Origin of the sequence: Sorangium sp. So ce295, assembly GCF_051527405.1 — a bacterium.
GTDB classification, from domain to species: Bacteria; Myxococcota_A; Polyangia; order Polyangiales; family Polyangiaceae; genus Sorangium; species Sorangium cellulosum_B.
In genome coordinates this window covers 219,085-244,794 of record NZ_CP150324.1, presented here as the reverse complement: position 1 = coordinate 244,794, position 25,710 = coordinate 219,085, and the positions used below count along the sequence as shown (strand labels likewise).

Sequence of the window (25,710 nt, the reverse complement as noted above, 5' to 3'; positions counted from 1 at the left end):
AGGGCTCCTGGCGCGCCGCTAGTACATCAGGTTGCCCTTGCCGAGCTGGAAGTTGATGTTCGATCCGAACTGATCGCGCGCGTTCTGGACGCGCGAGATCGCGTTCGAGATCCGGCCCTGGCGCTGCGACCAGGTCGCCGCCGAGAGGCCCGCCGCGATCTCGGTCTTCGCCAGCTGGAGGCGATCCGTGGAGACGGGGTGCAGCGGCGTGCCGCCGGCGTCGAGGACCTCCAGCGCGTCGTCGATCTCGGCCTCGGCCAGCTCCATCAGGCGCTTCTGGACGTCGGCGCGCGTGTCGTGGAACTGCTGGACGAGCACCTGGGCGGCGTTCAGGCGCTGCCTTGCGATGTCGAGGTTGAACGCCGCGTTCAGCACGCGAAGGAACCGCCCGATCTTGTTGATGTCGGTGTCGGGGAACTGGATGGGGCTGCCGAACCGCGCCTCGAGCTCCAGGCCGGCCGGCGAATCCCTGAAGAAGTTCGAGATATAGAACGCCACCGCGCCCTCGATCTGGTTCCCGAAGGCGTTGGTATGGAAGAACGGCGGCGTGTCCACGGCCTCGATGAGGGGCGGGGTGCTGAACGTGCCGTCGCCGAACCCGTTGAGAAAACCGATGTCCAGCACATCGATGTTGGGCGAGGCCAGCCCGGAGCCGCCGAAGCCGCCGTCGAACGCGCCGATGGTGCCGGTCGCGGGGGCCTTCCGGGTGCCGGTGTCCAGGTTGCGGTTGCGCCCCGTGTCCAGGTGGTTCGCGCCCGCGTTGGAGTGGCATACATTGCAGCGGCCCCGCGCCGGGTCGAGGAACGCCTGCCGCCCCTCGTTCGCCTCGGGATCGGCGAGGTTCACCTGCGTGAGGTCGAGCTCGTTCGTCCGGCCAAGGCTCATCTGGTAGGCGAGCGTCAGATCGAGCTCCTGCTCCGTCGGGAGCCGGAAGGCCACCCCCGGCTCGCGGCCGAGATCCGTCGGGTAGTGCTGCGTGACCGCCCCGGTGAGGAACTCGCGCAGCGAGCCGGTGCCCGGGGCGCCGTCGCCCGACCAGCCCGTGCGATGGACCGGCGGGCTCGTTATCCCGTCCACCGGGTCCGGCGTGATGCTCGTCGCCAGCGAGAGCGTGTGGGGGACCGCGCGCATCGAGAACTTGTTGTCGAGATCGTCGAAGCCGTCGATGTTCTCGCGGATCAGGCCGAGCGTCTTCAGCTCGGGCGTCTCGAGATCGGTCAGCCCCGGGTCCTGCTCGAAGACGAACAGCGGGTCGAGCGGGTTATCGACGAGCAGAGCGTCGATGAAGGGGATGTCAATCGTGAAGTTGTTTCCGACAGGATGGCACGTCCCGCAGGAGCGGCCGTTGCCCTCGAAGGTCTCGCGAAAGAAGATGTCGGCGCCCGCGCAGATCTCCCTCGTGACGAGCCCGGCGATCACGCGAGGATCCTGGTCGCACGCCGCGAGCCGCTGCTGAGCCGTGAGCGCGCTCGACGCGGCGCCGAGGGTTTCTACCTCGCCCTCGCCCTCCGGCGCGGACTCCGGCGCGGACGGCGCGCACGAGGCGAGGAGAGAAACAGAGACGATGGGAGCGAGGATCAAGGAACTCAATCTCGGACTTGGCATGACGCTCTCTCTTCCTGTTACGGTTGTTCGACACCGATTCCGAACCACGGCGTTCATGGATGCGGCGCGCCGTTCGGCGGCAACACCGGCGAAACACAGGTGAAACCGACCTGGCGCCACGACGGCGGACGGCGGCCGACTGCCAGCGGCCGACGCGGCGCCGGCGCTGCGGGCGAGATGGCCGATCCAGGCCATCCGCGCGGCTTTGGAGGCACTCCGGAGCGCTCGAGGCCCGGTCCTCGCGCGCTCCATGCGACAAGCGCGCTCGGGCCGCTCCGCCTCGATACGACCCCTTGCGGGGATCGCGCCACAGGCGATCTCAGGCGGCGATTACTTAGCGGACCGGACCAGACATGGCAACGTTCACAAACGTTCGCAGCACAAATCTGACTTCTTAACGAACCTTTACAAACAGGATCAGGAGACGACATCCCCCGGCGGATCGGCCTGCGGCATCGCCGGGTATCGCCATGACGGCGGGCGGAGCGGGCGCGAGGAGGAGCCGTGAGCCCGGCTCCGCGGGCGCGCTCGGGAGATCGAAGCGGGACATGGGCGCGAAGGCCGGCGGCATCCCCCCACCGCTCTCGGTGAGGTCAGTGACCGTGCCGGCTCAATGGCCAACCTTTAGGTCAGCCGATGGCGCCCTTCCAACTCATTAGTAGCATGGGCCCCATGCATCCCGTGCATCTCGCTTCCATCGACCTGAACCTGCTCGTCGTCCTCGACGCCCTGCTGGCGGAGGGGAGCGTCACGCGCGCGGCGGCGCGCGTCGGGCTGAGCCAGTCGGCGATGAGCCACGCCCTCGGGCGCCTCCGCGTGTTGATCGACGATCCCGTCCTCGTGCGCACGCCGCGGGGGATGATCCCGACGCCGCGCGCGCAGGAGCTCATCGGCCCCATCCGCGAGGCGCTCGCCAAGATCGAGGCGACGGTCGCGCGCAGCCCGCGCTTCGAGCCCGCGACGGCGCGCCGCTCGTTCACCGTCGCCACGGTCGATTACGTGGAGCTCATCCTGCTGCCGCGGCTCGTGCAGAAGCTCGTCTCCGAGGCGCCCTTCATCGACCTCGTCGCGCGCCCCTACGACAGCGAGATGTGGAGCGCCATGGAGACAGGCAAGGTCGATCTCGCGATCGGCCTGCTCCCCGCCTTGCCCGCGGGGTTTTACCGGCAAAGGCTCATCGAGGAGCGCTACATGTGCGTCGTGCGGAGGAGCCACCCCGCGGTCCGGGGCAAGCTCACGCTCAAGACGTACACGAGCTTGCCGCACGCGCTCATCAGCCCGCGCGGCGAGGGCGGAGGCCGGGTGGACGAGGTCCTCGCCGAACGAGGGCTCTCGCGCCGCGTGGCGCTGCAGATCCCGCATTTTCTCGTGGCGGCCCACATCGTGGCCCAGACCGATCTCGTGCTGACCGTGCCGGAGCGCATCGCGCGCGTGTTCGCGGAGATGGAGCAGCTGCACGTCATGAAGCCGCCCGTGGAGCTCGGCGGGTTCTCGGTGGATCAGGTGTGGCACGAGCGGCACGCGAAGGACCCGGCGCACACCTGGCTGCGCGGCGTCTTCGCGGAGATCGCCCGCGACAGCTGACGCGCTCTCCAGCGCGGCGGCCAGGGCTCGCAGGATCAGGGGCGAGCCGGCATGCCGATTGATGCAAAAATGAACCGGTTAACCGGCGCCTTCGTTCAACCGGGGTCGCGGGGCGCCGCGATGAACGGGGCGCCCTCGGTCTCGGCGAGCTGCCTGTGGAGCGAGGTCAGGCGGGCCGTGACGGGGCCGCGCTCGCCGCGGCCGATGGTGCGCCCGTCGAGGCTTCTGACGGCGATCACGCCGGCGCCGGTGCCGGTCAGGAACGCCTCGTCGGAGGCGAAGAGGTCGAGCCGCCCGATCGAGCGCTCCACGACCGTGAGCCCGACGCCGCGCGCGAGCTCCATGACGGCCGCGCGGTTGATGCCCTCGAGGCACCCGTCGGTGGCCGGCGGCGTCGCGAGCACGTCGCCGCGGAGCGCGAACACGTTGGCCACGGAGGCCTCGGCCACGTGGCCCCGCGCGTTCAGGAGCAGCGCGTCGTCGGCGCCGCGCTGCCTCGCCTCGAGCTTCGCGAGCGCGGAGCCGAGGTAGTTCAGGCTCTTGATCCGCATGTCGAGCGCGTCCGCGTTGGGCCTCCTGTGGCTCGACGTGATGAGCTCGAGGCCGCGCCGCCGCTGCTCGTCGTCGAAGAGGCGGATGGCCCCCACGATGCAGAACAGCCCCGGCCGCTCGCAGGTCGTCGGGTCGACGCCGAGCGGGCCCACGCCGCGCGTCACCACGAGGCGCACGTAGGCCTCGGGCTGGCCGTGCGCGCGCGCCGTCTCCTCGACGATGGCGCGGAGCCCGTCGAGCGAGCGCGGGAGCGCGATGCCGAGCGCCCTCGCGCCGATCTCGAGCCGCGCGAGGTGGCGCTCGATCCGGAAGACGCGCCCCGCCGCGACGCGCATGCCCTCGAACACGCCGTCGCCGTAGAGCAACCCGTGATCGGTCACGTTCACGGTCGCGTCCGCAGCGTCGACGATCCGCCCATCGATCCATGTCTTCATGCCGTTCACCTCCTGCCCTCGCCCTGGAGGGCGCGCGCGACCCGCTCGGCGGCGTCGCGCGTGTGATTCACCGCGGCGTCACGACGATCGCCGCGCAGGCTCTGGGCGGCCGCGGCGCAGGCGACGCAGCCGTGCAGGCCGCCGCGCGCGAGCACCGGGGCCGCGATGACGGTGAGCCCGTCGATCCACGCGCCCTCGTTGACGTCGTAGCCGCGCTTCGCGGCGCGCCGCGCGGCGCGGAGCATGGCCGGGTCCGCGCCCGCGGCGCCCACGAGCTCCGGCGCGTGCGCGAGGTAGAGCCGGCCGCTCGCGGTGACGTCGACCGGCACCTCGGCCCCGACGGTGGGCGCCGCGCGCAGGAGCCCCGTGCCCTCCGCCTTGTCGAGCACGACGAGCCTGCCGGCGCGCGCGGCGACGAGGAAGAACGTCTCGCCGAAGGCGCGCGCCGCACGCTCCAGCTCGGGCCTCGCGACGCGCGCGACCGCGTCGAGCCCCTGCGCCCCGAGCCCGAGCCGGATCAGGCCGACGCCGAGCCGGTAGCGCCCCTCCCCGTCCTGCTCCACCAGCGCGTGCGCGGCGAGCGACGCGAGCAGCCGGTGCAGCGTCGCCTTCGGCATGCGGAGCCGCCCCGCGAGCTCCGAGAGCGAAGCGCTCCCGCCGCCCTCGCCCAGCGCCTCGAGGGCGCGCACCGCCTTGTCGACCGTCCCGGATCGCTCCATGCTAGTTCCACTATTCGGAATGACGTTCCGATTATTGGTATAGCTCCATCCCGTGCCTCGGTCGAGGGCGCGGCGCGGCGCGGCGCCGCGGGATCCCCGCGGCGTGGCGGGCGTCGGCGCCCGGGGGCAGGCGGAGGCGCGGGGGGGAGCGGGCTCAGCGCTGCGGGCGACGCGCGCTGGTGTCGCTCGAGGGGGTCGGATAGCGTGTTCGGTCCCGCCGTGAGCTGCGGAGGAGAGGAGCACATGCGCAAGATCTCATCGGTCGTACTCGTCCACGGCGCCTGGCACAGCCCGTCCTGCTGGTCCCAGGTCGCGTGTCGGCTGCTCGCCAGCGGGCTCGACGTCCGGGTGCCAGAGCTGCAGAGCGTCGGGCCCGCCGCGGGCGGCCTCGCGGGGGACGCGGAGGCGGTGCGGGCGGCGCTGGCCGAGGCGCCCGGCGAGACCGTCGTGGTCGCGCACTCCTACGGGGGATTGCCGGTCACGGAGGTGGCGGCCCGCGCGGGCAACGTCGCCCACCTCGTTTACGTGTGCGCGTTCATGCTCGGCCCGGGGGAATCCCTGCTCTCGGCGATCGGAGGCCAGGAGCCGCCATGGTGGATCACCTCCGCGGATGGCCGGACGATGATGCCCGACCGCGCGCGCGACATCTTCTACAACGACTGCAGCGACGAGGTCGCGGCCGCCGCGGCAGCGGCGCTGCGGCCCCAGTCCAGGGCGTCCTTCGCGGAGCCGCTGGGGGCCGCGGCCTGGCAGGAGCTGCCCTCCACCTACGTGATCTGCGAGCGCGACAACGCCATCCCGGTGTTCGCGCAGGAGGCGATGTCGCGGCGCGCGAGGGACGTGCGGCGACTCGACGCGGGCCACTCTCCGTTCCTGTCGCAGCCGGACGAGGTGGCCGCGCTCGTGCGCAACATCGTCGCGGCCGCGGCCGGCTGAGCCGACGCCGGCGCGCGGCGACGTCGGGGCGGCCATCGCCCGCGCCCGGCCCCCGGAGCCGCATCGACATTTCGGCTCGGCCAGCGAAACGGAGGCGGAGGGCTTCCGTATCCAGCGAGCAGGGCGGCCTGTCGCGACGGCCTGTCGCACTGGGCAGACCCGCGCACGACGCTGCCGTGGAGGATCAAGCCATGACTGTCCTGAACATCGCCTCGATCGAGAAGCTCAGCCTGCCCGGGCTCGCGCACCAGACCCTCGCCGGCCCTCGCGACGGCCTCCGGACGCTCGAGGTGTGGATGCAGACCGTTGCGCCGGGCGCGCAAACGCCGCGTCACCGGCACGCATGTGAGGAGGTGATCGTCGTCCTCCGCGGTTCCGGGACATGCGAGATCGATGGAGTGGCCCTCACGTTCGGCCCGGGCTCGACGCTCATCGTGCCGGCGGGCGTCCCGCACCAGATCGCGAACACGGGTGAGGAAGAGATGCACGTCGTCGCCGCGCTCGGCGCAGCGCCGGTCACCGTGGAGACGCCTGCCGGCGAGCGCATCGAGCTGCCGTGGGATCAGCACCGCTTCGCTCGCGAGAAGCGCGAGGTCTGACGTTCATGTCGCTGCGCAGGCTGAGCCAGGCCGCACGCCGCGTTCCGGCGAGCTCGCCTGCCTCGCGCAACCAGGCGGGCGGGCGTGCAGTCTTGTTCTGCCCGGCCGCAGGACGCCGCCCGCACCGGAGCCACACGCGGCGTCCTGGCTCGTGGCACAGCAGTTGCCAGCCGCCGCGGGCATGAAACTGAACACGCTCTTCAAGGTCCTTGCGCTGGTCGCTAGCTTCCCGTTCACCGCCGGCTGCGCTCTCGGCTCCGAGGAGGAGGCAGCGCCTGAGCAACAGTCGCTCGGCGCTTCGTCCGAGGCCGAGGGGATCTGGCTCTCCACGAAATACTCCTTCGGTCTCTGCGCCGGCGAGTGCGTCACGACGGTGTCCCGCGACGGCGTCGAGCTCTCGCTCACGGCCTGCACGCGCAACCAGGGCTGTCCCCGCTCCAACCTGGCGACGCTGACGGACGAAGGCGCGCGAAAGCTCGACGAGATCGAGGACGCGCTCTCGGGCGTCGCCCTCGACGGCCGCTACGGCTGCCCTGACTGCGCCGACGGCGGCGCAACATCGGTGCGCCTGCGCCGCGGTGGTCTCGAGACGTCGCACCTCTACGAGTACGCCGGAGCGCCTGCACCGCTGTCGGCGCTCGATCACCTGGTAGCCGACCTCCGGCTCGGCCTGGACTCCTGCACATCGGGACCGCTCCTGAAGCTCTCGCCGGGGTGCACGCCCAAGTGAACGCGCTCGACCGGAGGCTCCGGGTCGGCTCGTCTGGGGGAGACCGCCGCCGCTGGAGCCGCGCCCGGCCAGCGCCGCCCGCCGGAGCGGGCGCTACCCGTCGTCCGGCAGGTAGAGCTTCACGTCGTCGAACTCGGCGGTGCCCTCGTAATAGTTGATGTGCGGATCACCGAAGAAGAAGTGATCCGGGTAGGCCGACCCCGCCGGCCAGGTCTCGAAGGTCTTGCCGAAATCGACGGTCTCGTTGGGGTGTTCCGCCTCGAGCTCGTCGGGGCGCTGGTTGTAGTGCCACGTCACCGGCGGCTCGCGGAAATCCCTCCGCGCGGCGTACGTCGTGCTGCCGCCGTGGTGGAACCTGCCCGCCGCGGACATCGCATAACCCCGGCCGTCGCGCTCGACGGTGACCACGTAAGCCTCCCTGTCGAGGTACTTGTCCACGAAGATGGGGCCGTCCTTCCACCCGCCCGCGGTGTACGACGTGAACCCATTTCCGGTCCACGGGCTCCCGAACGCGTCGCCGCGGAGCCAGATCATGCTCACATAACGTGATCCGTCCTGCTCGGCCCGGCCGGTCGAGGGGTTCCAGACCTGCGACCAGGGGCCGTCTTCGCCGAAGTTGCTGTCCGTGTCCATCACGACCTTCCGGTGGTGATGGATGAAGACGTTGTTGTGAGGGGCCGGCCGCGGGTAATCGGTGATGCAGAGAAAGTAAACACCGTTATCGAATGTCGCCGACCGCGGCGCGGCGCTGCGATCGCTGAACCGCCACGGGTCGGCCAGCTCGTCCCCGTCGTAGCCGTTGGTCTTGCCCCCGTGCGTCCAGCTGCCCTCGCGCAGGCCGCCGAAGTCGATGTTCGAGACCGTCACCTCCACGCGGTACCGCGCGGGCAGCGGCGCGGTCGAGCGGAGGATCGCGCCGTCGTAATGGCGGGTGGAGACGAGCCTCGCCTTGCCGCCCGCCGCCTCGAAGCGGCCGCCTGTCTCGGGGACGCCGTCGCGGTCGCTGTCGCGGCCATACAGCTCGACCGTGAGCCAGCCGCCCTCGCCATAGGTGAAGGACTTCCGGAACGATCGGAACCTCCGCAGGCCTTCCCGGAACACCTCGCCGCCCCGCGCGGAGAAGAACTCACCATCTTCGTCGAAGACATCGACGTGATAGGGGCTCTCGTCACCATACCGATCCTCGGTCCACGCCGCGGGCTCCTGGAACGGCGCATCGAAGGTCTCGTGGTGGACGAGCTTCCAGCCGGCGCCGGCGGCCCGCGCCGCCGGCGCAGGCCCGCCGCCGCTCGCCCCGAGCGCCTCGGGCGCGGGCGCGCGCGAGCACGCCGCCGGCAACACGAGCGCGAGCGCGGCGAGGCGTCGCGCCGACGCCCCGCGCGCACCGGCGGCGCCACGCCGCATCAGCGGTTGGGCTGCGGGGTGAGGCGCAGGTACGGGCGGACGGCGTTGTACCCCTTGGGGAACTTCTGCGCGAGGACGGCGGGGTCCTGGAGCGAGGGGACGATCACCACCTCATCGCCGTCCTTCCAGTTCGCGGGCGTCGCCACGGAGTGGCTGTCCGTGAGCTGGAGCGAGTCGATGAGGCGCAAGATCTCGTCGAAGTTGCGCCCCGTGCTCGCCGGGTACGTGAACGTCGCGCGGATCTTCTTGTTCGGATCGATGACGAACACCGAGCGCACCGTGAGCGTGTCGCTCGCCTGCGGGTGGATCATCCCGTAAAGGCCCGACACCTTCCGGTCGACGTCGGCGAGGATCGGGTAGTTCAGCTTCGTTCGCTGCGTCTCCTCGATATCCACCGACCAGCGCCTGTGCGAGTCGACGTCGTCGACGCTGAGCGCGATGGGCTTCACGCCGCGCTTGTCGAACTCCGCCTTGAGGTTGGCGACCGCGCCGAGCTCGGTCGTGCAAACCGGGGTGAAATCCTTCGGGTGGGAGAACAGGATCACCCACGAGCTCCCGGCCCACTCGTGGAATCGGATGGTCCCGTGCGTGGACTCTTGCTCGAAATCAGGCGCGATGCTTCCGAGTTGCAGGCTCATGACATTCCCTCCTGGCCGCGGCCCAGTCTCCGCTATGGCGGAGGAATCTCCGTCAAGCCGCTCAGGGTGTCAAGCCGGGAGCGGCGGTGTTTCGCGCCGGGACGCGGCCGGCGCGCTCGACCGCACCGCGCCGCGCCTCAGAGCGCGCCGACCTCGCGGCGGAGGCCGCGCCACGGGATCTCCCGCGGCGGCGGGGCGCGGCGCTCGCTCGCCCCGTCCGGCTGCGCCGCGGTCGAGCACGCGCCGTGCTCCAGCAGGTGCAGGGCCTCGGCGAGGCACGTCTCGCCCGCGTCGCCGAGCTCTGCGCCGAGCGTGTCGTCGGCGGCGCAGTCGGGGGGGAGGCCATCGTAGAAATCGCCCTCTTCCTTGGCGTTGAGCACCCGGAACGCGATCGGGTGCACGACCATGTCGCAGTTGTCCCATCCGTACATGCCGACGGGCTTGCCGTGGGTGGTCGAGCCGACGATCTTCACGTCCATGTAGGCGCGCAGGCTGTTGATCAGCGACTCGCTCGCGGAGGCCGTCCCGCCGGACGTGATGACGACCAGCCGGGACAGGGGGAGCGGCGGCTGGTCGAGGTCGTCGAACGTCTCCCGCTTGTCCCAGTCGACGTGCCTGTCGTTGTGCGCGGTGATGTCGAGCAGCGCGCCGGCCTCCGCCGGACGGTGGATCAGGCTCGCGAGGTGCCTCTCGACGGAGAGGCGCCCACCGCCGTTGTAGCGCAGGTCGAGCACCAGCTCGTCGACCTGGCTCTCCCTGAACAGGGCGAAGGCGCTGTCGAGCTCGCTCACCGAAGGCTCGATGAAGGTGGTGAGCATGAGATATCCGACGGTCGTGGACCCCGTTTGCAGGACACGCGGGCTCACGACCGTGGTGATGCCATACCACGCCTTCCGGAGCGCGACCGTGAAGGCCTCGGCGTCCGCGCGCTCGATCGTCAGCGACATCTCGTACCCTTCCTCGTCGGGGCCCGCGAGCTCCTCCCAGAGGTCGTCGCTCACGACCTGCTCGACGTCGAGCCCGTTGATCGCCACCACCGCGTCGCCCCGCCGGAGGCCGGCCTCTCCGGCAGGCGAGCCCGGCTGGATCAGCGCGAGCCGGAGGATGTCCTCCTGGTCGAAGCTCCACCGCATGCCGAACCCGAGGGTCTGCCCTTCCCGGAAGAAGGCGTCGTCGACGCTCTTGGTCGAGATGTAGCTCCAGCGGTCTCGCGGCTCGGTGACGAGATCCACGAGCAGCGCCTCGGGCGAGGGATACGCCCGGTAGTCCAGGTCGGGTACGCCGTCGTACCAGAGATAGGCGTCCTTCATCAGCTCGAACAGGAACTGGTTCTGTCCCTGCAGCGAGCAGTCTGCCTTTGGCTCCGCGTCACCGTCCGAGGCGGTGCAGCCTCCCGTCGCGGCGGCGGCCAGCGCGAGGGTGCATGCGGAGAGGACCGCGACGAGCTTCGAGGCGAGCATGCGCCTCAGCACACCACGAAAGGGAAAGGGCGAGCAACGGGGTTGGGTTGGCGGTTCGCCCCGACCGGGGTTGGGTTTGCCGGCAGCCCGCGCGGGGTTGCGGGTCGATCCCCGACCGAGGTTGGCCCCTGAAGAGGGTTGGGTTGGCGGTTCGACCCGACCGGGATTGGGTTCAGCCGCGGTTCATTCCCCGACCGGCGCCGCTGCCAACTGTGGCCTATCTCACTCTGCGCCTCGACCAGATCCCGACCGAGGTTGAGGTTTGCCGTCCGTTTCCCGACCGAGGTTGAGGTTTATCCGACCGAGGTTGAGGTTTATTGTAATACAAATCACTCTGCCGCCGCGACCAGATCCCGACCGCGGTTGAGGTTTGCCGGTCTCGGCAGCCCATAGTTGTCCCGCAACGTCTTCCCCGCATAGTCCGTCCGGAACAGCCCTCGTTTCTGCAGGATCGGGACCACATGCTCGACGAACGCCTCGAGCCCCGACGGCAGCACCGGCGGCATCACGTTGAAGCCATCGGCCGCCCCCTGCTCCCACCAGTGCTGGATCGCGTCCGCCACCTGCTCGGGCGCGCCGGCGAACGTCCGGTGGCCGCGGCCGCCGCCCAGCCGCCCGATCAGCTGGCGCACCGTCAGCCGCTCCCGCCGCGCCAGGCTCACGATCAGCGTGTACCGGCTCTTCGCCCCCTCGATCTGATCCTCGCTCGGAAGATCCCGCGGCAGCTCCGCGTCGAGGTCGAGCTCCTCCGGCTTCACCCGCAGCGTCTGCGCCAGCTGGCGCTTCGCGTACTCCGGCTTGATGAGCCGATCGAGCTCGGCGTCGAGCGCGTGCGCCTCGGCCTCCGTGGCGCCGATGACCGGCACGATCCCCGGCAAGATCTTGATCGACCCCGGATCGCGCCCCAGCGCGCGCGCACGCCCCTTCAGATCGACATAGAACCGCTGCGCGTCCTCCAGCGTCTGCTGCGCCGTGAACACCGCCTCCGCGTACCGCGCCGCCAGCTCCTTGCCGTCGTCCGACGAGCCGGCCTGCACGAGCAGCGGATACCCCTGCGGCGAGCGAGGCACGTTGAGCGCCCCCTCGACCTTGAAGTACCGCCCCACGTGCCGCGGCGGGTAAATCTTGCGGTCATCGCCCCAGACGCCGTTCTCCTTGTCGCCGAGGGGCGCGTCGTCGCCCCAGCTGTCCCACAGCTTCAGCGACACATCGATGAACTCCGCCGCCCGCGCGTACCGGTCGCTGTGCGCCGGCAGCTCGTCCAGGTTGAAGTTGCGCGCCGCGTCCACGCCCGCCGTCGTGACGATGTTCCAGCCCGCCCGACCCCCGCTGAGGTGGTCCAGCGAGGCGAACCTCCGGGCCAGGTTGAACGGCTCGTTGTACGTCGTCGATGCGGTCGCGATCAGCCCGATGTGCTCGGTCACCCCGGCGAGCGCCGCGAGCAGCACCGTCGGCTCCAGCGTCCCGGCCGGCCTCCGACCGACGTTGTTCCACAGCACCGGGCTGTCGGCGAGGAACACCGAGTCGAGCTTCCCCCGCTCCGCGATGCGGGCCAGGTTCTTGAAGTGCGCGACGCTCGTGTTCGCGAACGGATCGCTCTCCGGCAAGCGCCACGAGGCCTCGTGGTGGCCGACGCTCATGAGAAACGCGTTGAGATGCAGCTGTCCGGGTCGTTGGGTCACGGGGAACTCCGTTCCAGTTCAGGGTTCGCGTCAGGATCTCCGGCAGCGGCCGCGCCCGGCGCGACCCCCAGCGCCGAAAGCAGCGACTCGCGGTGGGCGAGGAACCGCGGATCGCGCAGCGGGCGCGGCGCCGGCAGATCGATCCGCCGCTCCTCGGCGATGCGGCCGCCCTCGAGCACAAGCACCCGATCGGCCAGCGCGATCGCCTCATCGACGTCGTGGGTGACCAGCAGCACGGCCGGCCGGTGCCGCGCACACAGCTCGCGCAGGAGGTCGTGCATGCGCGCGCGGGTCAGCGCGTCGAGCGCGCCGAACGGCTCGTCGGCCAGCACGAGCTCCGGATCGCGCACCAGCGACCGCGCCAGCGCCACCCGCTGCTGCTCGCCGCCGGACAGCTCGACGGGCCACGCGCGCTCCCGCCCGGCGAGCCCCACCTCCGCGAGCGCGTCCAGGCCCCGCTCCCGGGCCTGCGGCGCGTCGAGCCCGAGGATCACGTTGTCGAGCACCCGCGCCCACGGCAAGAGCCGCGTGTCCTGGAACACGACCGCCCGGTTGTCCGGCGCGTGCAGCTCGCCCGAGCCGGTCACCTCGTCGTCCAGCTCGGCGATCGCCCGCAGCAGGGTGCTCTTGCCCGATCCGCTGCGGCCGAGCAGCGCGACGAACTCGCCCCGCTCGATCGTGAGATCGATCCCGTCGAGCACCACGCGGGCGCCGAAGCGGCGGACCAGGCCGCGGATCCGCACCGCGGGCGGGGCCGCCGTCAGCCGGCCAGGATGCGGCGCCATGACAGGGCCTTTCGCTCGATGAGCCGCACGGCCGAGTCGGAGGCCAGGCCGAACAGCCCGTACACGACGAGGCCGAGGAGGATGATCTCCGTCTGCCCGTACGAGCGCGCCAGCGACATCATGTAGCCGACGCCGCTCGTCGCGTTGATCTGCTCGACCACCACGAGCGCCAGCCACGCGCCGGTCACCGCCAGCCGCAGGCCCATCAGGAAGCCCGGAAGCGCCCCCGGCAACGCCACCTTCCGGATGAACTGCCACCTCGTCAGGCGGACCGTCTCGGCCAGCTCCACGTAGCGCGCGTCGATGGTGCGCAGCGCCGCGTGGGTGTGGACGTAGACCGGGATGACGACGCCGAGGGCGATGGTGAGCACCTTCATCTGCTCGCCGATGCCGAACCAGAGGATCAGCAGCGGGATGAGCGCCAGCGTCGGGATCGCGCGCTTGATCTGCACCGGCCCGTCGAGCAGCGCCTCCCCGACGCGCGTCAGCCCGGCAAGGAGCGCCAGCACCGTGCCCAGGCCGGCCCCGAGCGCGAGCCCCAGGAAGGCCCGCTGCGCCGACGTGAGCAGGTTGGACAGGAGCCGCCCGTCGGCGATCAGCTCGTGGGCCGTGGTCACCACGGTCCACGGCGCGGAGAGCACGCGCGCGTCGAGCGCGCCCGTCGCCGAGGCGGCGGCCCAGAGCGCGAGCAGCAGCACCGGGCCGAGCGCGAGGCCGTACGGGATGCGCCGCCCCGGGCCCAGGCGGCGCCGCAAGCGACGGCTGGACACGCGGCGCCCGGTCGGGGCGCCGGACGGCGGCGCGGAGACGTCCGCGCTCGCGGTGAGATCCGGGAAGCTGGCGAGGCGCGGCGAGGCGGCGCTCGTGGGCAGTGCGGTCGTCATGGAGTGCTCCTGTCGGCCGTCGCCGGCCGGTCCGTCGGTCCGGCGCCCTCGGCGGCGCCAGCCACCTCCGCTCCGATCGTCTGGAATCGAAGGTCGAAGATCGTCCTGGCCTCGAACCGCTTCTGGCCGGAGGCCTCGGCGAGCAGATCGGCGGTCTCCTGGGTCAACGCGATCGCCTCGGACCAGTCGCGCGGAACCTGCGGCTTGCCGGCGGCCTCGATAAGGAATCGCCCTTCCTTCGCCGAGAGGCCCTGATCCTTGACGTAATACGCCTCGATCCACGCGTCCGGGTGCGCGTAGGCCCACAGCTGGGCCCTGGCCCGCCACTTCGCATAGTCGACCAGCGCGGCCGCCTTGTGAGCGTCCTTGAGCACCTCGGCGCGCACATGAAGGAAGCCCAGGTTGTCGCGGACGCCGTGCGCGATCGACGAGGCGCCCTCGGCGCGGTACTCGTTGAGATAACGCAGCAGGGTGACGCCGGACAGCGGCGCGACGTCGACCTGGCGGCTGGTGAGCGCCTCCTTGAACTCGGTGCTCCCGAGCTGGACGAGCGTCACGTCCTTCTGCGACAGCCCGGCCTTCTTCAGCACGCGCAGCACGAGCGCGCCCTGCGCCTGCCCCGGCGAATACGCGATCTTCTTGCCGCGGAGGTCGTCGATGGACGCGACCTGCGCGCCCGGCGCGGTGGCCAGATCGTAGATGGGCTTCTCCCGGACCTGCACGGTGAGGATCTTCACGTCGACCCCGGTGAAGGTGGCGTGGATGGGCGGCGTGTCGCCGACCGCGCCCGCGTCGAGCACCCCGGCGCGGAACGCCTCGATGGTCTGCGGTCCTCCGCTGATGTTCTGCCAGTCGACGCGGAAGGGCAGCCTGTCGATGTCGCCGGAGAGCTGGAGTTGCTTCTGCACCGTCGGATCACCGATGCTGAGCCGCGTCTCGCGCGGAATCTCGGCCGGGATCGGGGCGTCCGGGGCGAGCGTGACAGCGGCGCTCGCCTCGCCGTCGCGCTTGCACCCGGACGAGGCAATCAGCGCAGGAAGCGCGGAGAGCGCCGCGAACGTCGCGAGTGAGCGAATCCTGTCGATGAACGAGCGCAGATGGACCTCGGTGCGCGGCTGGAAGCGGTGCCGTTTCGCGGATGCCCAGGCGCCGCCCTGCCCGCCGCCCAGCCGGCGGGGGAGAGGAGCGCTCGGGAGACGCCGGGATGGGCCTCGCCGAGCCGATGGCTCGCGGCCCGTCCTCGGGATCGTCTCGCCCTGACCAGCAACGCCCATGCCGCCGCGCCGCTCGCCCGTGGACGGCGCCGTCCAGCGGCCCGCGCCCGCCGTCGCGCGGCGCCCGACGGCCGCGGGGCGGCCGGGCCAAGGCCGCGTTGCTTCCCCAGCAACAGCCGGTGGTGATCCGCTGCTCCGGCGCGAGCACGGCCAGCCTCCCTCCGGCGGGGGCAGGCGCGGAGGGGGCGGCCCGCTACCGCGCCGCGGCGGGGGCCTCGCGCCGCCCCTGGACGCCGAACGCGTCGAGCAGGTAGTCGCGGAAGGCGCGGATCTTGGACGGCAGGAAGCGCGTCCCCGGGTGGACGAGGTACAGGGAGGCGGCGCCGTGGATCGCGTAGTCCTTGAGCACGGGCACGAGCCGCTTCGCGTCGAGGTCGCCCCGCACGTTGATCGCGGGGACCAGCGCGATCCCGCCCCCGGCCAGCGCGACCTCGCGGCAGAACGAGAAATCGGAGGCCGAGATCGCCGCGCGCACCCGGAGCTCCGCGCGATCGCGGCCGTCGCGCGCGCGCGCCGACAGCGCGATCGTCGCGTGCCCGCGCGCGGTCTGGGCGAGCAGCAGCCGGTGCCCCGCGAGGTCCTCCGGGCGGCGCACCGCCCCGTGCTTGCGGAGGTAGGAGGGCGCCGCGAACAGGCCGACCTCGATGTGCTGCAGCTTGTGGGCGATGAGCGACGAGTCCGGGAGGCTCGAGGTCGCGCGCAGGGCCACGTCGACCTGGTGGGCGTCGAAGTCGAGGAGCGCCTCGGTGAGCAGCAGCTCCAGCGAGATCTCGGGGAAGCGCTCCGCGAAGCCGGCCGAGAGCGGCGCCAGGATGCTCAGCCCGAGATCGAACGGCGCCGTCACGCGCAGGTGCCCGCGCGGCCTCGAGCGCGCCTGCTGCACCGCCACGTTCGCGTCCTCCAGCAGCTCGAGCGCCCGGCCGACGCGCATCCGGTAAGCGAGGCCGTCCTCGGTGGCCTGCACGAGCCGCGGGCTGCGGCGGAGCAGCTCCGCCCCGAGCGCGTGCTCCAGGCGCGTGATGCGGCGGCTGACGCTGCCCTTCGTCTCGCCCAGCGTCCTCGCGGCCGCCGTGATCGATCCGAGGTCGACCACCAGGCAGAAGGCCCGCAAATCGCTCACATTCGCGTCGATCGTTTCCGTTTCTGCAACCTGGCGTTTCATTTCAGGGTCATTGTACCACTCCCGGAAACGACCTAGGGTGAACTCATCATGGATCGCCGGGCTGCATTAAGGCTCCTCCTTGCCGCGGGCGGGGCCGCACCGATCGCCGGCGCCTGCGGGCGCTCGACGTCGACCGCGCCCGGCGCGGCTCCGGCGTCGAGCGCCACGTCCACCGCGGCCGAGAGAGGTTCGATGTCCGACACCCAGCACAAGGCGCGCGAGGGGCGCATGCCGGCCCTGTTCCTCGCGCACGGCTCTCCCTTCCTGCTCGACGATCGCGCGTGGGTCGCCGAGCTCGCCGCCTGGGCGCAGGCGGTGCCGCGCCCCACGGCGATCCTCATGATCTCGGCCCACTGGGTGGACGCGCCGGTCACGCTCGGCGCCACCGAGGCCGTGCCCCTCGTCTACGACTTCTACAACTTCCCCGAGAAGTACTATCAGGTGACGTACCCCGCGCCCGGCGCCCCCGCGTTCGCGCGGCGCGTCCGGGAGCTGCTCGGCCCGCTGGGTCCGGTCGCCGAGGCTCCTCGCCGCGGGCTCGATCACGGCGCTTATGTGCCGCTCGTCTGCATGTACCCGGACGCGGACGTCCCGGTGCTCCAGATCTCTTTGCCGACGCTCTCTCCAGCTCCGCTCCTCGAGATGGGGCGAGCGCTCGCGCCGCTCCGCGACGAGGGGGTGTTGATCGTCGGCAGCGGTTTCTTGACCCATAACCTCCGCGCGGCAGACTGGCGCGGAGATGCGGTCGCGCAGCCCTGGGCCACGGAGTTCGACGCATGGTGCGCCGAGGTCCTCTCTCGCCGCGACGTGGGCGCGCTCATCGAGTACCGCGCCCGCGCGCCGGGGGTGCGGATGGCGCTCCCGACCCACGAGCATTTCGTGCCGGTCGTCGCCGCCATGGGGGCGTCGATCGACGTGAGCGAGCCTGTGCAGTTCCCCATCACGGGGCTCACCTATGGCTCGTTCACGAAACGTTCTGTGCAGTTTGGCTGACCAATAAGGAGATTGTCTCTCATGTTCACCGCTCGTTTCGCTCGCATCGCCCTCCCCGCCGCCCTCTTGCTCTCGCTGGCAGGGTGCGAAGATCCGACCAAGGACAAGCCCAAGGCGACCATCTCGACCGCCGTGCCCGCGCAGACCCAGGCCCCCGCCGCGCCCTCGGGCCCCGCCGAGACGCTGCCCCTCGACGTGGCCGCCTCGACCATCGGCTTCGTCGGCTCGAAGGTCACGGGCAAACACGAGGGCAAATTCGAGAAGATCTCGGGCTCGATCACGCTCGCCGGCGGCAAGGCCGCGGGCGGCAAGCTCACCGTCGAGGCCGACGCGTCGTCGGTGAAGAGCGACGCCGAGAAGCTCGACGGCCACCTCAAGTCGCCGGACTTCTTCGACGTCGAGAAGTACCCGAAGGCGACGTTCACCTCGACCGAGATCAAGGTCGGCGGCGAGAAGGGCGCGACGCACACCATCACCGGCGAGCTCGATCTGCACGGCGTGAAGAAGACGATCACCTTCCCCGCGACCATCACCGAGGGCGCCGATGCCGTCTCGGGCAGCGCGGAGTTCGTGATCAACCGCAAGGACTTCGGCATCGTCTATCCGGGCAAGCAGGACGACCTGATCCGCGACGACGTGCTGCTGAAGCTCTCACTCAAGGCCCCCCGCAAGCAGGGCTGAGCGCCGGCCGGACAACCGGGCGCGCTGCCCGTGGACACCGCGCTCCGACGACGCAGGTGCCATGGCGGCGCGCCGGCGTGCGAGACGCCGAGCCATGACAGGGTGCCCCTCCGCTCAGCTACCGCGATCCTGCCGCGCAGCGAAGCGGCGCCGGGTTAGCCGACGCGCTCGCCCAGCACCACCGCCACATCGTCCTGCAGGTTGCCGGACGGAAGAGTCACCGCCTGGATCAACGCCTCGACCGCCGTAGTCACGTCGCCCGTACGCGCAAGAGCGTTGATGGTCGCAAGCGACGTGTACTTCAGCAGGCCGTCGGTTGCGACCAGGAGGCGCCCCGAGAGCGGCTGGCGGGGAATGATCGCGGGCCTGCACGCGCCGCTGCCGACCAGCGGCTTGCGGCGCTGCCCCGCCGTCAGCTCGATCGGTCCGCCGGGCGTGACGAGGAGCGCACCAGAGTCCCCCACGCTGGCGCCCCAGAGCTCGCCTCGGCTCACCTGGACCACGACGAGCGTCGTCTCGCCACATCTGGGCTCCGCTTCCAGCTCACGGTCGAGCTGGCTGAGGCGCTCGCACCAGCCGTCCGGGTCGAGCTCCGTCTCGGCGCCGAGCGCCGCCATCGCGCTCGTCGCCGAGCGGGCGGCGGCCGCACCGCCCGAGAGCCCGCCCGCCCCGTCGGCGATGACCACGGTCCACCGATCGCCACGGCAGCTCAGCTCGAGGCGATCCTCGTTCGCACTGCCTGCCACGCGGCGTGACCAGAAGCGCATCCAGCCAGAGGAAGGTTCGAGCCGCTCGGGCTCGCCGCCGACTTCCGAGAGCGTGATCTCTATCGCATGAACAACATTGTCCCGGAACCAGAGGGCCGCGCCGTCGCCAAGGCCGCATTTCGAGCAGCCGCTCTCGACGAGCCCGGGGACTGTGACGAGCCCGCCCACGTTCTTTCCATCATCGCTGAGCGGCGCCGGGCGCCCCGGCGGATCGAACCAACAGATTCGGTCACCGATCCTGTACTCGTGCTGCCGGCAGTAGCCATACTTGTACTGGACGCGCCACTCCTGGAAATATCCACAGCTGGGGCAGTCCGCTCGGGCGATGACGATGTCGAATAGTCCCATGACGCTTAGTTTGGCTAACTGATCACGGATGTCTCTCCACCAGCATCGCCGTGTGCGCGAAGGAAATCAGCTATTCCGGGTCCTCGGCGCACAGCCCTGGCGGATCGGTCCACCGAGCGAGCCCCATGCAGCCTGTCCGTCACGCTCTCGGCCCCGAGGCCACCACCCTGTCCGACAGCTTGATCCAGATGCCCGACATGCGAACAAGCTCTCATCACCCCTCGAGCTGTAGCCTGTCATCATAGGGCCACAGATCATCGTGCGGCTTCATCGTGAAGATGAAACAGCGGTTGGTGAGCAGCTCGACGCGCTCCTCCCGCGTCAGGCCATCGTCATCTTCGACCGTTGACTCCAGCGTGCCCAGGTCGCGCTTACCGTCGACGTTGTAGTACAACCTCTGGCCCACGCGATAGTCCCTGCGGAAGGCGGTGCGCCACTGCGAGTTGCTGCCCCAGCCATGGGAGAGGTCCTGCTGGGGGCGGTTCTTCCGCCGGTACGCCCAGTACATGGTAGATGACTCCGCGACGTCCTTGCGGATGATCTCGCGGCCGCCGCGCACGCGCGCTCCGGCCCGAGAGAAGAGCATGTCACCGAGCATCAGGCACGGCCAGGAGCAGCTGACGAGCGATACCGGCTGACGGCGGTCGTCGGCGTACTCGACCGCGACGATCTCGTGATGGAACGGCGAGAACGAGGACGCCTGGACGATGGTGAGCCCCAGCGCCTCCGCGAACGCGACATACTCGGCCTGCGAGATCAGCGGCCCCGGCCAGTCCGATCCGTCCGCCGTCCCGCGCTGAAATCGCAGCAGCAACGTGTCATTGACGCGACTCAAGGCATACAGCCGCCACAGGTCCTCGACGTCCACGGACGGGATGGGGCTTCCGCGCCGGGAAGCGAAGGAGCAGAGCCAGATCCGCTCGCCGGCGCTCGCCGCGAGCCAGGGCGCGAGCACGTCCGGGTAGAGCGAGCCACCGTCGTACTCGAGGAGCGAGTCATAGAGCTCACGGTAGCATGCTTGTGCGCTGTGCATTGCGTTCCTCGATACCCCTGGCGATACTGTCGTTCAGGTGCCGGTGCCAGGCCGAGCGTGGCGTAGGAGGGCGTCATCCGCGACGGCTTGTTGGCAGCGTCACCGGCCTCACGTAGGCTCCTGTTCTCGCGGGCCAAATACTTCGTCTATGCGGGCTTGGAGTAGCCTCTTGGCGTCGTCACGAAGCGGCTCACCATGAGCGCTGATAAGATGGCGAAACGGCAGGTCGGCGAGGCGGCGAAAATCAGGAACATCGGGTGTACACGCCTCTCGCCAGGTCGCGGGGATGTTCGCCGCACCGATCAACCCTTGAGCGAGGAACAGCGCGCCTGTTTCATCGGAAAAGAATGGATCGACGTGTGACCAGTTCTGGACGGCATCACAGGTAATGAGGATCCCGCCCTCCCGCGGGAGCAAAACGGCGGCTTCAGGGAACCGCGACGTCGTGAACACGAATACGATGCCTCCGTGAGCGGGAAACGGGCCCCCTGCCGCGAGCGCTCGGTCGGCAGGTCGGCCGTCGGCCGCGGCTGACTCGGGGAGCGCCCACAGGGTGGCGCCGTAACGATCGCGATAGAAGGGATCATCTCGGCCGTGGAACGCGCCGAGCCGCACGATGTGGCGGACCTGGCCGAGGGCGTCGAGCTGGCGCAACCCTTCCTCGGTCAGTCGCACGGTGTTCACGAGCGTGAGCTCTCCGTCGTGTCGGAGCACGGTCATCGTGCGGCTCGTCTGGAGATCGATCCCGGCGTGGTGAGTCCTGTTCGTACCCACGACGTAAAAGACCTCTGGGAATGCGCCCTGTACCTCGCCATGCGGCCATGCGGGGCTGTACTCGAGCATCTGGAAGGCTCCGGCGAATGATCTGGCGCTCAGCGGGGGCGCGAAGCGCTGCCCGATGGAACACCTTGTTGAACTGCGTCTTCGGTCAGAGGGGTCAGCTCCCTGGTCATCATGATCCGCGGCGAGACGTTGAACCCCTGCCCCTCATACAAAGCGATCGCTCGCTGATTGTCCGGTCGCACCATGAGATGGACGGCGTTCACGCTGCGCTCCCGCAGGTGTTGTACGGTCGATTCCAGCAGGGTCCGCCCGAGGCCCCGCCGTCGTGACCCAGGCTCCACGAAGATTTCTGTCACGAAGGCATCACGCCCCGCGAACTCAAGATCATACCCGAACGTGGCCAGGCTATAACCGACGAGGGGGCGACGCGCGCCGACACGCGCAACCAGGATCAGCCCGAGGTCCTTGTCGTTGAGCACACGGTGCAGAGCGGGAATCATGGCCTCGGGCCTCCAGGGGATGCCCTCGGCCTCGTTGAAGGCGACCATCAACGGAAGGATGTCGTGCGCGTCTTCACTCCTGGCAAGGGCTATTTCTTCGAGCTCTTCCATGTTCGTTCACCCGCTCCGCTGTCTTGGTCCGCATGGCGCCGCGCCTCGGCCGGGCCACGCCTCCTGAGCTGTCCGCACGTAACCGATACTACAGGGGTCTGCGGATTCTGTCAGGCCGAGCCTTGCATCTGCCGAGCGCGGTCCTTCCGCGCCACGATCGTGCTCGCCGCGCCGGTCTTGGCCAGGGCGTGAGAACGATGCGCGCATGCTCTACAGCGACGTCTCTCGACACGCCCTCTGCCTGCTCGCAGCCGTCTCCGTCTCCACGCTCGTCGCCGGCTGCGCCGATGACGAGGCCTTGCCTCCGCACGAGGGCGATCCGGTCTGCACCGGCTGGGGCGACGAGGCGCCTGCCGACGGCGTCCTCGAGCTGCCCCGCCCGACCGGCCCGCACCCGGTCGGCACGCAGATCCGCGCCCTCACCGACAGCGCGCGTGGAGAAGAGGCGACGGAAGATCCCGACGACCGCCGGGAGCTCATGGTGCAGCTCTTCTACCCGGCCGATCCCTGCGGCACAGGGCAGATCGCGCCGTACCTGTCGCCGGAGGAAGGCGACAGCCGGCGCACGACCGGCGGCCTCCCGGCCGAGGACGGCTTCGAGGCGCGCATCCTCACGCACGCGCGCGTGGGCGTGCCGGTCGCCGGGGGCGGCGCGCCCCACCCGGTGCTCCTCTTCTCGCACGGGTTCGGGATGCTCCGCGCCGACTACACGAGCCTCCTCGAGGACCTGGCGAGCCACGGCTTCGTGGTGGCCGCCATCAGCCACACCTACGACACCGAGCTCACGGTGTTCCCCGACGGCCGCGCCGTGCCCTTCGGCTCGGTCGTCCTGACGCCGACGATGGACGCGTCGGAGGAGGAGATCGAGGCCTTTACTCAGGCGATGGGCGAGCACGTCGCGGTCTGGGCCGACGACGCGCTCTTCGTGCTCGACGAGCTCACAGCCGCCGCGCAGGACGACCCGGGCGGCCTGCTCACGGGCCGGCTCGACCTCGAGCGGATCGGCGTGCTCGGCCACTCCTACGGCGGCGCGATGGCCGCCGAGGTATGCGCCCGCGACGACCGCTTCGACGCCGGCCTCGACATCGACGGCAGGCTCTTCGGGCCGCAGGACGGCGCCGGCGGCAGGGGCCTCGCGCAGCCCTTCTTCATCATGCTCGCGGCGGACCACCCCGACGATCCGAGCATCGACGAGACCTACAACGCGCTGAACGGCCAAGGCTACCGGGCGCGGGTCGAAGACGCCGCCCACCTCACGTTCTCGGACCTGCCGATCGTCGTCGAGCACTTCCTTGGCGAAGGCGTCCTCCCGGAGCTGCTCGGCACGCTCGATCCGGCCCGCGCGGTCGAGATCACGAACGCGTACACGCGCGCCTTCGTCCAGGCGCACGTGCGCGGCGAAGCGGCCCCGCTGCTCGGCGGCCCCTCACCGGAGTACCCGGAAGTGACCTTCGAGAAGCGGCCCTGACACCGAAAGAGCCTGCTGAGCCCGCCCGTCCATGCGCCGCGCCCGCCCGTCGCGGCCCCGCGCCCGCTCGCCGGCCCCGCGCCCGCTCGCCTGGGCGCTCTGGAACGTCGAAGATGTCAACCCCCCATGTCCGCGGTACACCCACGTCGTGGGCGCTGTAGAGTCGATCCCCGGAGATCGCCGCCGTCCTCAAGCCCCTGGAGAGGTTCATGCTGACGAAGCTCAACGAGCGTGAAGCCGTCGCGTCCTGCGAGCGCTGCTGGGAGCAGGAGATCGTCCCCGCGCTGCACGACTACATCCGCATCCCCAACAAGTCGCCCGCCTTCGACCCTGCCTGGCGCGAGAACGGCCACATGGACAGGGCGGCGTCGCTCATCGCGGCCTGGTGCGAGGCGCAGCCGATCCCCGGGCTCACGGTGGAGGTGGTGCGCATCGGGAACCGCACGCCGGTGATCCTGATGGAGGTGCCGGGCACGCGCGACGACACGGTGCTGCTCTACGGGCACCTCGACAAGCAGCCCGAGATGACGGGGTGGCGCGAGGGGCTCGGCCCCTGGGAGCCCGTGCGCGAGGGCGACAAGCTCTACGGCCGCGGCGGCGCCGACGACGGGTACTCGGCCTTCGCGTCGCTCGCGGCGCTGCGCCTCCTGCATGAGCAGGGGATCCCGCACGCGCGCTGCGTGATCCTCATCGAGGGCTGCGAGGAGAGCGGCAGCCCGGACCTGCCGGCCTACATCGACGCGCTCGCGGGGCGCATCGGCAAGCCGAGCCTCGTCGTGTGCCTCGACTCCGGCTGCGGCAACTACGACCAGCTCTGGACCACGACGTCGCTCCGCGGGCTGCTCCAGGGCACGCTCGACGTGAACATCCTGCGCGAGGGCGTCCACTCGGGCGTGGGCAGCGGCGTGGTGCCCTCGAGCTTCCGGATCCTGCGGCAGCTCCTGTCGCGCATCGAGGACGAGCGGACCGGGCGCGTCCTCGTGGACGCGCTGCACGTGCAGATCCCGGAGGAGCGCGCGGCGCAGGCGCGGGCCGCGGCCGACGTGCTGGGCGAGTCGGTCGTGTGCGAGCTGCCGTGGGTGAAGGGCGCGTGCCCGGTGACCGGCGACACGGCGGAGCTCCTCCTGAACCGCACCTGGCGCCCCGCGCTCTCGGTGACGGGCGCCGACGGCCTGCCGCCCATCGCGGGCGCGGGCAACGTGCTGCGCCCGTTCACGAGGGCGAAGCTCTCGATGCGCCTGCCGCCCCGCCTCGACCCGAGGAAGGCGGCGGCGGCCCTGAAGGAGGCCCTGGAGAAGGACCCGCCTTACGGCGCGGAGGTCCGGTTCCACGTGAGCGAGCCGTCGGCCGGGTGGGACGCGCCGGCGACGGCGCCCTGGCTCGAGGCGGCGGTGCGCAAGGCGTCGAAGACGTTCTTCGACCGGCCGGCGATGGGGATCGGCGAGGGCGGGACGATCCCGTTCATGGCGATGCTGGGAGAGAAGTTCCCGGAGGCGCAGTTCCTGATCACCGGCGTACTCGGACCGCAATCGAACGCGCACGGTCCGAACGAGTTCCTGCACCTCGGCATGGGGAAGAAGCTGACCTGCTGCGTGGCGAGCGTGATCGCGGACCACGGGGCACGCGGGCGCTGAGGGGCGCGGCGGCGCGCTTCGCAGACGCGCGCGACCGCGGCGGGGGCGGTCGCGAACGGGAGCCCGCGCGCGCCGCCCGTTGCCACACTGTTGCCACACCGTTGACACACCGCCAAAATCGCCGTGTGCTGGTGCCGAGGAGAACATCGTGATGGCACAATTTCGATATGCCGCGCTCTGCCTCGCTGCGCTCTGCGCGGCAGGCTGCGGTTCGAGCGACGAGCCCGGAGATACGGGCACGCCGGGCTCGGGCGCGACCACCACGTCTCAGAGCTCGAGCTCGAGCTCGAGCTCGAGCGGCGCAGGCGGCGACCAAGGGGGGACGGGCGGCGGGACCGCGACGACGACCGTCGTGGTGAACGAGATCTCGGCCAAGGACGGCGACTGGATCGAGCTCGGCAACCCGGGCCCGGGCTCGGCCGACCTCGGCGGGCTCGGCCTGTGCGACTCCGACGACAGCGGAGAGCCCAACACGGCCGACGCGCTCAGGTTCCCCGAAGGCACGCAGCTCGCCCCGGGCGCGTACCTGCTCATCGTCGGCGACCAGCTGCCCGAGGACGGCCCTGGGCCCCACACCGCGTGCCTGCAGGACGGCGGCCCGAGCAGCTGCTTCTACACGACCTGGAAGGTGAGCTCCTCCAGAGGCGAGACCGTCTACCTCATCTCCGAGAGCGACCAGGTGCTCGCCGAGTTCAAGTACCCGATCGAGGCCGCAGCAGATGGGGAGACGTGGGGCAGGTTGCCCGACCTGACCGGCGAGGGCGCCGTCACGGCGCCGACCCCTGGAGAAGAGAACGCGGCGCCCTAGCTCGGCCCGCTGGGAATCCGGAGAGAGAGAGAGAGTCAACGCAAAGGCGCAAAGACGCAAAAAGGAAAAGGAATGAGTATGGGACATCTTTGCGTCTCTGCGCTCTTGGCGCCTTTACGTTCAACTCTCTCTCTGC

24 protein-coding genes are annotated in these 25,710 nt (G+C 70.6%); 9 read left to right on the top strand and 15 right to left on the bottom strand.

All coding sequences use genetic code 11. The features are described 5' to 3' along the window. Nucleotides 1-18: 18 nt before the first annotated feature. Complete coding sequence (locus WMF11_RS00965; RefSeq protein WP_437906528.1) at nt 19-1,581, bottom strand: hypothetical protein; 1,563 nt, start codon at nt 1,579-1,581, stop codon at nt 19-21. Nucleotides 1,582-2,277: 696 nt separating this feature from the next. On the opposite strand from WMF11_RS00965, the gene WMF11_RS00960 reads away from it, so the two are divergent. Then, the gene (locus WMF11_RS00960) at nt 2,278-3,189 is read left to right on the top strand and encodes a LysR family transcriptional regulator (RefSeq protein WP_437906527.1); all 912 of its coding nucleotides are present in this window, start codon (nt 2,278-2,280) and stop codon (nt 3,187-3,189) included. A gap of 95 nt (nt 3,190-3,284) precedes the next feature. Here WMF11_RS00960 and ilvE read toward each other — a convergent pair whose 3' ends face one another. Then, nucleotides 3,285-4,175, bottom strand: a complete 891-nt coding sequence (gene ilvE, locus WMF11_RS00955) for a branched-chain-amino-acid transaminase (protein WP_437976110.1) — start codon at nt 4,173-4,175, stop codon at nt 3,285-3,287. Between the two features lie 5 nt (nt 4,176-4,180). Beyond that, a complete protein-coding gene (locus WMF11_RS00950) occupies nt 4,181-4,894 on the bottom strand; it encodes an IclR family transcriptional regulator (protein WP_437548713.1) in 714 nt (237 codons plus the stop codon). A 243-nt stretch (nt 4,895-5,137) separates the two neighbouring features. Here WMF11_RS00950 and WMF11_RS00945 point away from each other — a divergent pair, with 243 nt between their 5' ends. The 3 genes from WMF11_RS00945 (at nt 5,138) to WMF11_RS00935 (ending at nt 7,159) form a co-directional block, all read left to right on the top strand. Further along, complete coding sequence (locus WMF11_RS00945) at nt 5,138-5,830, top strand: alpha/beta hydrolase (protein WP_437976109.1); 693 nt, start codon at nt 5,138-5,140, stop codon at nt 5,828-5,830. 191 nt (nt 5,831-6,021) lie between these two features. Next, on the top strand, nt 6,022-6,429 hold the full coding sequence (locus WMF11_RS00940; protein ID WP_437976108.1) for a cupin domain-containing protein: 408 nt from the start codon (nt 6,022-6,024) through the stop codon (nt 6,427-6,429). A 181-nt stretch (nt 6,430-6,610) separates the two neighbouring features. Further along, nucleotides 6,611-7,159, top strand: coding sequence for a hypothetical protein (locus WMF11_RS00935; protein WP_437906523.1), 549 nt, complete (start codon nt 6,611-6,613; stop codon nt 7,157-7,159). 93 nt (nt 7,160-7,252) lie between these two features. Here the strand turns inward: WMF11_RS00935 and WMF11_RS00930 are convergent, their stop codons facing one another. The 8 genes from WMF11_RS00930 to WMF11_RS00895 form a co-directional block, all read right to left on the bottom strand. Then, a complete protein-coding gene (locus tag WMF11_RS00930; protein WP_437906522.1) occupies nt 7,253-8,563 on the bottom strand; it encodes a hypothetical protein in 1,311 nt (436 codons plus the stop codon). Continuing rightward, nucleotides 8,563-9,201, bottom strand: a complete 639-nt coding sequence (locus tag WMF11_RS00925) for a peroxiredoxin (protein WP_437548705.1) — start codon at nt 9,199-9,201, stop codon at nt 8,563-8,565. The genes WMF11_RS00930 and WMF11_RS00925 overlap by 1 nt, the downstream gene beginning before the upstream one ends. 137 nt (nt 9,202-9,338) lie before the next feature. Continuing rightward, nucleotides 9,339-10,661 carry a S41 family peptidase gene (locus WMF11_RS00920; RefSeq protein ID WP_437976107.1) on the bottom strand — a complete coding sequence of 441 codons (1,323 nt, stop codon included), beginning with the start codon at nt 10,659-10,661 and terminating at the stop codon, nt 9,339-9,341. A gap of 329 nt (nt 10,662-10,990) precedes the next feature. Next, nucleotides 10,991-12,343 carry an LLM class flavin-dependent oxidoreductase gene (locus WMF11_RS00915; protein ID WP_437976106.1) on the bottom strand — a complete coding sequence of 451 codons (1,353 nt, stop codon included), beginning with the start codon at nt 12,341-12,343 and terminating at the stop codon, nt 10,991-10,993. Then, entirely contained in the window at nt 12,340-13,128 is a 789-nt protein-coding gene (locus tag WMF11_RS00910) for an ABC transporter ATP-binding protein (RefSeq protein WP_437976105.1), read from the bottom strand. The genes WMF11_RS00915 and WMF11_RS00910 overlap by 4 nt, the downstream gene beginning before the upstream one ends. Further along, complete coding sequence (locus WMF11_RS00905; RefSeq protein ID WP_437906518.1) at nt 13,104-14,012, bottom strand: ABC transporter permease; 909 nt, start codon at nt 14,010-14,012, stop codon at nt 13,104-13,106. Before WMF11_RS00905 ends, WMF11_RS00910 begins: the two co-directional genes overlap by 25 nt. After that, nucleotides 14,009-14,920, bottom strand: a complete 912-nt coding sequence (locus WMF11_RS00900; RefSeq protein ID WP_437976104.1) for an ABC transporter substrate-binding protein — start codon at nt 14,918-14,920, stop codon at nt 14,009-14,011. Before WMF11_RS00900 ends, WMF11_RS00905 begins: the two co-directional genes overlap by 4 nt. 559 nt (nt 14,921-15,479) lie before the next feature. Next, nucleotides 15,480-16,406 (bottom strand): LysR family transcriptional regulator, encoded by a 927-nt coding sequence (locus tag WMF11_RS00895; protein ID WP_437906516.1) that lies wholly within the window; start codon nt 16,404-16,406, stop codon nt 15,480-15,482. Nucleotides 16,407-16,640: 234 nt separating this feature from the next. Here WMF11_RS00895 and WMF11_RS00890 point away from each other — a divergent pair, with 234 nt between their 5' ends. After that, nucleotides 16,641-17,441 carry a dioxygenase family protein gene (locus WMF11_RS00890; RefSeq protein WP_437976103.1) on the top strand — a complete coding sequence of 267 codons (801 nt, stop codon included), beginning with the start codon at nt 16,641-16,643 and terminating at the stop codon, nt 17,439-17,441. 21 nt (nt 17,442-17,462) lie between these two features. Beyond that, nucleotides 17,463-18,122, top strand: coding sequence for a YceI family protein (locus WMF11_RS00885; protein ID WP_437976102.1), 660 nt, complete (start codon nt 17,463-17,465; stop codon nt 18,120-18,122). A 155-nt stretch (nt 18,123-18,277) separates the two neighbouring features. Here the strand turns inward: WMF11_RS00885 and WMF11_RS00880 are convergent, their stop codons facing one another. From WMF11_RS00880 to WMF11_RS00865, 4 genes are all read right to left on the bottom strand, one after another. Next, nucleotides 18,278-19,237: a protein phosphatase 2C domain-containing protein gene (locus WMF11_RS00880; protein WP_437976101.1), complete on the bottom strand. Its 960-nt coding sequence runs from the start codon at nt 19,235-19,237 to the stop codon at nt 18,278-18,280. A 214-nt stretch (nt 19,238-19,451) separates the two neighbouring features. Next, a complete protein-coding gene (locus tag WMF11_RS00875; RefSeq protein ID WP_437976100.1) occupies nt 19,452-20,270 on the bottom strand; it encodes a hypothetical protein in 819 nt (272 codons plus the stop codon). Between the two features lie 108 nt (nt 20,271-20,378). After that, a complete protein-coding gene (locus WMF11_RS00870) occupies nt 20,379-21,113 on the bottom strand; it encodes a hypothetical protein (RefSeq protein ID WP_437976099.1) in 735 nt (244 codons plus the stop codon). 29 nt (nt 21,114-21,142) lie between these two features. Beyond that, the gene (locus WMF11_RS00865; RefSeq protein WP_437976098.1) at nt 21,143-21,664 is read right to left on the bottom strand and encodes a GNAT family N-acetyltransferase; all 522 of its coding nucleotides are present in this window, start codon (nt 21,662-21,664) and stop codon (nt 21,143-21,145) included. 205 nt (nt 21,665-21,869) lie between these two features. Here WMF11_RS00865 and WMF11_RS00860 point away from each other — a divergent pair, with 205 nt between their 5' ends. The 3 genes from WMF11_RS00860 to WMF11_RS00850 all read left to right on the top strand — a co-directional run bounded on the left by WMF11_RS00860 (nt 21,870) and on the right by WMF11_RS00850 (nt 25,574). Further along, nucleotides 21,870-23,132 carry an alpha/beta hydrolase family protein gene (locus tag WMF11_RS00860; RefSeq protein ID WP_437906508.1) on the top strand — a complete coding sequence of 421 codons (1,263 nt, stop codon included), beginning with the start codon at nt 21,870-21,872 and terminating at the stop codon, nt 23,130-23,132. Between the two features lie 209 nt (nt 23,133-23,341). Then, complete coding sequence (locus WMF11_RS00855) at nt 23,342-24,766, top strand: M20 family metallopeptidase (RefSeq protein WP_437976097.1); 1,425 nt, start codon at nt 23,342-23,344, stop codon at nt 24,764-24,766. A 151-nt stretch (nt 24,767-24,917) separates the two neighbouring features. Then, nucleotides 24,918-25,574: a lamin tail domain-containing protein gene (locus WMF11_RS00850; protein ID WP_437976096.1), complete on the top strand. Its 657-nt coding sequence runs from the start codon at nt 24,918-24,920 to the stop codon at nt 25,572-25,574. The last annotated feature ends 136 nt before the right edge of the window (nt 25,575-25,710 follow it).

What these genes read in the sequence shown, in the direction of transcription:
- WMF11_RS00960 (WP_437906527.1), top strand. Translation starts at nt 2,278, where the DNA reads ATGCATCCCGTGCATCTCGCTTCCATCGACCTGAACCTGCTCGTCGTC.
- ilvE (WP_437976110.1), bottom strand. Translation starts at nt 4,175, where the DNA reads ATGAAGACATGGATCGATGGGCGGATCGTCGACGCTGCGGACGCGACC.
- WMF11_RS00950 (WP_437548713.1), bottom strand. Translation starts at nt 4,894, where the DNA reads ATGGAGCGATCCGGGACGGTCGACAAGGCGGTGCGCGCCCTCGAGGCG.
- WMF11_RS00945 (WP_437976109.1), top strand. Translation starts at nt 5,138, where the DNA reads ATGCGCAAGATCTCATCGGTCGTACTCGTCCACGGCGCCTGGCACAGC.
- WMF11_RS00940 (WP_437976108.1), top strand. Translation starts at nt 6,022, where the DNA reads ATGACTGTCCTGAACATCGCCTCGATCGAGAAGCTCAGCCTGCCCGGG.
- WMF11_RS00935 (WP_437906523.1), top strand. Translation starts at nt 6,611, where the DNA reads ATGAAACTGAACACGCTCTTCAAGGTCCTTGCGCTGGTCGCTAGCTTC.
- WMF11_RS00930 (WP_437906522.1), bottom strand. Translation starts at nt 8,563, where the DNA reads ATGCGGCGTGGCGCCGCCGGTGCGCGCGGGGCGTCGGCGCGACGCCTC.
- WMF11_RS00925 (WP_437548705.1), bottom strand. Translation starts at nt 9,201, where the DNA reads ATGAGCCTGCAACTCGGAAGCATCGCGCCTGATTTCGAGCAAGAGTCC.
- WMF11_RS00920 (WP_437976107.1), bottom strand. Translation starts at nt 10,661, where the DNA reads ATGCTCGCCTCGAAGCTCGTCGCGGTCCTCTCCGCATGCACCCTCGCG.
- WMF11_RS00910 (WP_437976105.1), bottom strand. Translation starts at nt 13,128, where the DNA reads ATGGCGCCGCATCCTGGCCGGCTGACGGCGGCCCCGCCCGCGGTGCGG.
- WMF11_RS00905 (WP_437906518.1), bottom strand. Translation starts at nt 14,012, where the DNA reads ATGACGACCGCACTGCCCACGAGCGCCGCCTCGCCGCGCCTCGCCAGC.
- WMF11_RS00890 (WP_437976103.1), top strand. Translation starts at nt 16,641, where the DNA reads ATGTCCGACACCCAGCACAAGGCGCGCGAGGGGCGCATGCCGGCCCTG.
- WMF11_RS00885 (WP_437976102.1), top strand. Translation starts at nt 17,463, where the DNA reads ATGTTCACCGCTCGTTTCGCTCGCATCGCCCTCCCCGCCGCCCTCTTG.
- WMF11_RS00880 (WP_437976101.1), bottom strand. Translation starts at nt 19,237, where the DNA reads ATGGGACTATTCGACATCGTCATCGCCCGAGCGGACTGCCCCAGCTGT.
- WMF11_RS00875 (WP_437976100.1), bottom strand. Translation starts at nt 20,270, where the DNA reads ATGCACAGCGCACAAGCATGCTACCGTGAGCTCTATGACTCGCTCCTC.
- WMF11_RS00870 (WP_437976099.1), bottom strand. Translation starts at nt 21,113, where the DNA reads ATGCTCGAGTACAGCCCCGCATGGCCGCATGGCGAGGTACAGGGCGCA.
- WMF11_RS00865 (WP_437976098.1), bottom strand. Translation starts at nt 21,664, where the DNA reads ATGGAAGAGCTCGAAGAAATAGCCCTTGCCAGGAGTGAAGACGCGCAC.
- WMF11_RS00860 (WP_437906508.1), top strand. Translation starts at nt 21,870, where the DNA reads ATGCTCTACAGCGACGTCTCTCGACACGCCCTCTGCCTGCTCGCAGCC.
- WMF11_RS00855 (WP_437976097.1), top strand. Translation starts at nt 23,342, where the DNA reads ATGCTGACGAAGCTCAACGAGCGTGAAGCCGTCGCGTCCTGCGAGCGC.
- WMF11_RS00850 (WP_437976096.1), top strand. Translation starts at nt 24,918, where the DNA reads ATGGCACAATTTCGATATGCCGCGCTCTGCCTCGCTGCGCTCTGCGCG.